We start from the raw sequence: 5,406 nt of genomic DNA on the forward strand, positions 1-5,406 counted from the left end.
GCCCTGAACACCCCGGCGCCGCTGGACCTGCGCGTCAACGCCATGAAGGCCAGCCGCGAAGACGTGATCGCCGAACTGGCGCAAGCGCCGATCGCTGCCGACCCGACCCCGTTCGCGCCGCTGGGCGTGCGCGTGCACAAGAAACCTGCGCTGCAGAACCTGCCGCTGTTCAAGAGCGGCGCCATCGAAGTGCAGGACGAGGGCAGCCAGGTGCTGGCCCAGATCCTCGGCGCCAAGCGCGGCGAGATGGTGGTGGATTTCTGCGCCGGTGCCGGCGGCAAGACGCTGGCGCTGGGCGCGCAGATGCGCAATACCGGCCGTTTGTATGCCTTCGACGTATCCGAGAAGCGCCTGGCCAAGCTGAAGCCGCGCCTGGCGCGCTCCGGCTTGTCGAACGTGCATCCGGTGGCGATTGCGCACGAGCGCGATGCCAAGATCAAGCGCCTGGCCGGCAAGATCGACCGCGTGCTGGTGGACGCGCCTTGCTCCGGCATGGGCACGCTGCGCCGCAATCCGGACGTGAAATGGCGTCAGCCGCCGGAAGCCATCACCGAGATGCACGAGRAGCAGATCTCCATTCTGGACGGCGCCGCGCGCCTGGTGAAAAACGGCGGCCGCCTGGTCTACGCCACCTGCTCGCTGCTGAACGAAGAGAACGACGCGGTGGCCGCGCAGTTCCTGGAAACCCATCCGGACTTCGAACTGGTGCCGATGAATAAGGTACTGGCCGAGCAGAAGATCGAGCTGGACATGGGCGATTACCTGAAGCTGCTGCCGCACAAGCACCAGACCGACGGCTTCTTCGCCGCCGTCTTCGAACGCAAACCAATGGCCAAGAAGGCGGACGAATAAACGATGCGCCAGCCGATCCCGCTGACGAACCTCTTCAACGACCTGGTCGGCGACATCCGCGACCCAGGCCTTCTGTGGCAAGTGGCGGCGATTGCGCTGTCGATCTTCTTCGGCTGGACGTTCGCCGGCCTGCTGCGCAAGCAGTTCACGCGGCGCGAGGACCAGACCAATCTGGCGCGCTTCGGCGTGGAGAGCTTCAGCCGCGTGGTCGGTCCGCTGGCCATCGTCTGCCTGCTGGTGGTGTCGAAAGCCGTGCTGGCGCGCTGGCACCATGTCAATCTGATCAAACTGGCGCTGCCGATCTTCGGCTCGCTGGTGGTGATCCGCTTTGCCTTCTACCTGCTGCGCAAGGTGTTTGCGCGCGGCGGTGAAGTCGGCGCCAAGATCCTGGTGTTCGAAAAAGTATTCCAGCTGCTGGTGTGGCTGGGCTTCGTGCTCTACATCACCGGCATCTGGGACGATATCTACGCCTTCCTCGACGATACCTACCTCCCGCTGGGCAAGCACCACGTCTCGATTGCCGCCATCCTGCAAGGCGCGATCTCGGTGGTGGTGCTGCTGATGCTGGCCATGTGGGCCGGTKCGGCGCTGGACGACCGCCTGATGAACATGCAGTCGCTGAATTCCAATCTGCGCGTGGTGTTTGCGCGGGTAGGGCGCGCACTGCTGATCGTGGTGGCAGTGCTGGTCAGCCTGTCGCTGGTGGGCATCGACCTCACCGTGCTGTCGGTGTTCAGCGGCGCGCTGGGCGTTGGCCTCGGCCTGGGCTTGCAGAAGATCGCCAGCAATTACGTGTCCGGCTTCATCATCCTGCTGGACCGCAGCCTGTCGATTGGCGACATGATCACGGTCGACAAGTATTCGGGCCAGGTCACCCACATCAATACCCGCTACACCGTGCTGCAAAGCCTGGACGGTGTGGAATCGATTGTGCCGAACGAGATGCTGGTGTCCGGCGCGGTGCAGAATTCCTCGCTGTCGAACAAGTGGCTGGCGCTGTCGGCCAAGGTATCGGTGGCTTATGACACTGACATCGACGTCGTGCTCAAGCTGCTGGAAGAGGCGGCAGCCTCGATTCCGCGCGTGTCGAAAGAGCGTGYGCCATCCGGCCAGTTGCAGAACTTCGGCGCCGACGGCATCGACCTGGCGGTGGTGTTCTGGATCGAAGATCCGGAGAACGGCAAGGGCGGCGTCACCTCCGATGTCAATCGCGCAATCTGGAAGTCCTTGAAACAAAACGGGATTTCTGTACCGTTCCCGCAACGGGAAGTGAGGCTGTTAGGCCCTCTGCCTGACTCTCTGCCTCAAAAATAATCAGTTACGGGAGGCAATCCCTCCTCAAATCGGGGGCGATTGGTCGTACAATGACGCCTGTTGTCCCACTCACTTTGGAGCAGTAATGGATTTTTCTGCAGTTCTTGATTTTCTGACTCATGGCATTACCGGCCTGTCCGCATGGCAGACCGTCATTGTGACGCTCGTGCTCACGCACATCACGATTGCCAGTGTCACCATCTTCCTGCACCGCCACCAGGCGCACCGCGCGCTGGATCTGCATCCGCTGCCTTCGCACTTCTTCCGCTTCTGGCTGTGGCTGACCACCGGCCAGGTGACCAAAGAGTGGGCCGCCATTCACCGCAAGCACCACGCCAAGTGCGATACCGAAGAAGATCCGCACAGCCCTGTGACCAAAGGCATCAAGAAAGTGTTCTGGGAAGGCGCTGAGCTGTACCGCGCTGAATCGAAAAACAAGGAAACCATGGAGAAGTACGGCCATGGCACGCCGGACGACTGGATCGAACACAATCTGTATTCCAAGTACAGCTGGCAGGGCGTGGCCCTGATGCTGATCCTGGACGTGATGCTGTTCGGCGCCAAAGGCATCTCGGTGTGGGCCGTGCAGATGCTGTGGATTCCTGTGACCGCCGCCGGCATCATCAACGGTATCGGCCACTGGTGGGGCTACCGCAATTACGATTGCTCCGACGCTGCGACCAACATCATCCCTTGGGGCATCATCATCGGCGGCGAAGAGCTGCACAACAACCACCACACTTTCGCGACCTCCGCCAAGCTGTCGTCCAAGTGGTATGAGTTCGACATCGGCTGGGGCTATATCCGCGCCATGGAAATGATCGGCCTGGCCAAAGTGAAGAAGGTGCCGCCTAAGCCGAAGTTCGACAAGGAAAAGGTCAAGGCCGACCTGGAAACGCTGCAGTCCGTGATCGCCAACCGCTACGATGTGATGGCCAAGTACGCCAAGTCCATCAAGCACGCGTGGAAGGAAGAACTGGAACATCTGAAGCAACAGGCCGAGCTGGAATCGCGTTTCCTGAAGTCGTCGCGCAAGCTGATGAAGCAGGACCCGGCCAAGCTGCAGGCACCGCAGAAGCAGCAGCTGGTGGAACTGTTCCAGCATTCCAAGGCCCTGGAAACCATGCACAATATGCGCGTGGAACTGGGCGTGATCTGGGAACGCTCGCACTTCTCGCGCGAAGAGCTGGTGCACAAGCTGCAGGACTGGTGCGAACGCGCCGAGGCGTCGGGCATCAAGGCGCTGCAGGACTTCTCGCTGCGTCTGCGTAGCTACGCTTAAGCCGCGGGTGCGGCGGATCGGATGATCCGCCCTACGCAGGCCAACGGTCCCCACGGGGGCCGTTTTCGTTTCTGGACGGCCCCTTCGCGGGCCGTTTTCTTTTTCAGGCCGCGGTCAGCTCGGGCAGGTAGCGCGCCGTGAACACTTCCAGCGGCAGGGGCGGATCGAACAGATAGCCCTGGTACAAATGGCAGCCCAGCTCGCGCAGGCGCAGCCACTGCGCCTGCGATTCCACGCCTTCCGCCACCAGCCCCAGCGACAGGCTGCGCCCCAGCGTGGTGATCGCTTCGACAATACTGGCCGCATGGTGCGTATTGAGCATGTCGCGCACGAAGCTCTGGTCGATCTTCAGCTGATCCAGCGGCAGCCGTTGCAGGTAGCTGAGCGAGGAGTAGCCGGTGCCGAAATCGTCCAGCGAGAAGCCGATGCCGCGCTGCTTGAGGGCGCTCATCTTGGTGATGATGTCTTCCACATCGGCCAGCAGCATGCTCTCGGTCAGCTCCAGTTTCAGGCGATGCGGCGCGGCGCCGGTGCGCGCCACGATGTCCAGCACGCGCTGCACGAAGTCCGGATGGCGCAGCTGGCGCGCGCTGACGTTGACCGCCATCGTCAGGCTGATGCTGCGCGGATCGCACTGCCAGGCCGCAAGCTGGCGGCAGGCCGTCTCCAGCACCCATTCGCCGATATCGATGATCAGACCCGTCTTCTCGGCCAGTTCGATGAAGGTGAGGGGGCTCACCAGGCCATGCTTGGGATGCTGCCAGCGGATCAGTGCTTCCACGCCGACCGGTGTGCCGTCGCCATTCAATACGGGCTGGTAGTACAGGCGGAACTGCTCGCGCGCCAGCGCTACCCGCAGCTCGCTTTCCAGCGATGCATTCTCGTCCAGCGCCGCCTTCATCGAAGGGTCGAAGAAGCGGAAGGTGGCGCGGCCGGCCGCCTTGGCTTCATACATCGCCATATCGGCCTGGCGCAGCAGGTCGCTGATGGTGTGGTGATGGCCCGCGCCAAACATCACCACGCCGATGCTGGGCGTGCTGCGCAGTTCATTGCCGTCCAGCGTGTAGGGCAGCTTCAGCGTGTTGAGGACTTTGTGGGCCACCATTTCGGCATGGCTGGCCGCTTCTGCCAACGCCGTGCCCAGGTCTTCCAGCAGGATCACGAATTCGTCGCCGCCCAGGCGCGCCACGGTGTCCGATTCGCGCGTGACCTGCTGCAAGCGGTAGGCCACCATCTCCAGCAGGCGGTCGCCCATATCGTGGCCCAGCGTATCGTTGAGGTCCTTGAAGTTGTCGAGGTCCACGAACAGCACGGCGCCATGCGCGCCATTGCGTTCGCTCTTGGCGATGGCGTGGCCGAGACGATCGAGCAGCAGGCGGCGGTTGGGCAGATTGGTCAGGCCGTCGTAGAAGGCGAGGTGGGCGATTTCCGCCTCCGCTTCCTTGCGCGCCGTGATATTGCTGCGGGTGCCCAGCACGCGCAGCGCGTTGCCGCTGGCGTCGCGCGCCACGGCCTTGCCGCGCGATTGCAGCCAGATCCAGTTGCCGTTGCGGTGGCGCAGGCGGAACTCCGCTTCAAAGGCGGGGATCTCGCCGCGCGCATGGCGCTCCATTTCCTGCGTCAGATGCTCCAGATCCTCCGGATGCACTTCGCTAAGCCAGTCATGGTGCTTGCGCTCCTGCTGCTCGGCCGTGTAGCCCAGCATGGCGGAGGCGCGGGCGCAGACGATTACCGTGTCGCGCGCGACGTCGAGGTCCCACAGCCCCAGATCACCGCCATCCAGGGCCAGCTCGACGCGCTCGGCGGCTTCGGCGCGTTCCTGGTCCGCGGCGCGCGTCAACTCATGGATGGCGCGGGTGCGCCGTTGCGCGGCCCACAGACCCAGGCCGCAAACCAGCCAGAAAGCCAGCCATACGCCGCCGCTGGTCAGCGCCAGACGAATCCAGCCTGCATCCACC

The 5,406-nt window shown here is 63.2% G+C and carries 4 protein-coding genes; 3 read left to right on the forward strand and 1 reads right to left on the reverse strand.

Translation table 11 applies throughout. The features are described 5' to 3' along the window. The 3 genes from AB4Z11_RS21565 to AB4Z11_RS21575 form a co-directional block, all read left to right on the forward strand. Positions 1-852: RsmB/NOP family class I SAM-dependent RNA methyltransferase (locus AB4Z11_RS21565; RefSeq protein ID WP_442027572.1), on the forward strand; the 852-nt coding region annotated here is incomplete at its 5' end. A gap of 3 nt (positions 853-855) precedes the next feature. Next, positions 856-2,166 (forward strand): mechanosensitive ion channel family protein, encoded by a 1,311-nt coding sequence (locus tag AB4Z11_RS21570; protein WP_442027574.1) that lies wholly within the window; start codon positions 856-858, stop codon positions 2,164-2,166. A gap of 85 nt (positions 2,167-2,251) precedes the next feature. Beyond that, entirely contained in the window at positions 2,252-3,448 is a 1,197-nt protein-coding gene (locus tag AB4Z11_RS21575) for a DesA family fatty acid desaturase (RefSeq protein WP_442027575.1), read from the forward strand. A 103-nt stretch (positions 3,449-3,551) separates the two neighbouring features. Here the strand turns inward: AB4Z11_RS21575 and AB4Z11_RS21580 are convergent. Further along, positions 3,552-5,406: putative bifunctional diguanylate cyclase/phosphodiesterase (locus AB4Z11_RS21580; protein WP_442027576.1), on the reverse strand; the 1,855-nt coding region annotated here is incomplete at its 5' end.

The sequence above is a fragment of the Pseudoduganella sp. RAF53_2 genome, from assembly GCF_052113985.1.
Taxonomy (GTDB): domain Bacteria; phylum Pseudomonadota; class Gammaproteobacteria; order Burkholderiales; family Burkholderiaceae_D; genus Rugamonas.

Coding starts and splice junctions, on each gene's coding strand:
- AB4Z11_RS21575 (WP_442027575.1), top strand. CDS start 2,252: ATGGATTTTTCTGCAGTTCTTGATTTTCTGACTCATGGCATTACCGGC.